At 69.3% G+C, this 1552-nt stretch carries 1 protein-coding gene; it reads left to right on the forward strand.

What is annotated here, in order from left to right; genetic code table 11:
- Nucleotides 1-266 precede the first annotated feature (266 nt).
- Nucleotides 267-1484, forward strand: a complete 1218-nt coding sequence (locus ACWDR4_RS50060) for an IS110 family transposase (protein WP_450418858.1) — start codon at nucleotides 267-269, stop codon at nucleotides 1482-1484.
- Nucleotides 1485-1552 lie beyond the last annotated feature (68 nt).

Below are 1552 nucleotides of genomic sequence, written 5' to 3' on the forward strand. Positions count from 1 at the left end.
GCCCCGTTATGTTTTCCGCGGCTCCGCAACGGGGCCGCTGGCCTCCGGGCCCGGCATGACTGTTGCCCCCTGTCGAAGGCATGACCTGGGGGGTGGTGTTCACCGGACCCGGGAGGTGTCCGTCGGAGACGCTGATCAGAGGTCCGGCCACCGTCCGGTCCGGCGCAATGCCGGGCAGTTCGCGGGCGGCAGGTCTGCATAACGTGGATGCGCGAGCACGACACCCAAGCCGAGGCCGGCACCGCCAACACCCGTGAAAGGGCGCGATGTTCGAGATCGAAGATGTCGGCGTGTTCCTGGGCCTGGACGTCGGCAAGACCGCTCATCACGGCCACGGGCTCACCCCGGCCGGGAAGAAGGTCTTCGACAAGCCCCTGCCCAACAGTGAACCCAGGCTGCGGGCCGTGTTCGACAAGCTGGCCGCGAAGTTCGGCACCGTCCTCGTCGTTGTCGACCAGCCCGCTTCCATCGGCGCCCTGCCGCTGACAGTCGCGAGGGACGCGGGCTGCCGCGTCGCCTACCTGCCCGGCCTGGCCATGCGGCGGATCGCCGACCTCTACCCGGGCGAGGCGAAGACCGACGCGAAGGACGCCGCCGTGATCGCGGACGCGGCCCGCACCATGCCGCACACCCTGCGCTCGCTGGAGCTGACCGACGAGATCACCGCCGAACTCACGGTCCTTGTCGGCTTCGACCAGGACCTCGCGGCCGAGGCCACCCGCACGTCCAACCGGATACGCGGCCTGCTCACCCAGTTCCACCCCAGCCTGGAGCGCGTTCTGGGTCCCCGCCTCGACCACCAGGCCGTCACCTGGCTCCTGGAGCGCTACGGCTCCCCGTCCGCCCTGCGCAAAGCCGGCCGCCGCAGACTCGTGGAGCTGATCCGCCCGAGAGCCCCGCGCATGGCCCAGCGGCTGATCGACGACGTCTTCGACGCCCTCGACGAACAGACAGTCGTGGTCCCGGGCACCGGCACCCTCGACATCGTCATCCCTTCTCTGGCTGCCTCCCTGGCCGCCGTCCACACCCAGCGCCGGGCGATGGAAGCCCAGATCAACACCCTGCTGGAGGCTCACCCTCTTTCCCCGGTCCTGACGTCGATGCCCGGCGTCGGCGTCAGGACCGCCGCAGTCCTGCTGGTCACCGTCGGCGACGGCACCAACTTCCCCACCGCCGCCCACCTCGCCTCCTACGCCGGACTCGCCCCCACCACGAAGCAGTCCGGCACCTCGATCCACGGCGAACACGCACCCCGAGGAGGCAACCGGCAACTCAAACGGGCGATGTTCCTGTCCGCCTTCGCCTGCATGAACGCCGACCCGGCTTCCCGCGCCTACTACGACAAGCAACGCGCCCGCGGCAAGACCCACACCCAAGCCCTCCTCCGCCTCGCCCGCCAACGCATCAGCGTCCTGTTCGCCATGCTCCGCGACGGCACCTTCTACGAATCCCGGACACCGAAGGACGTCGAGCTCGCCGCATAACCTCAGCAACCCCGAACCACCCCAAACCCGACAGGAGTGCCTTGACGAAAGACATAGAGGCACCCCCC

It is taken from the genome of Streptomyces sp. NPDC000878 (assembly GCF_053599695.1).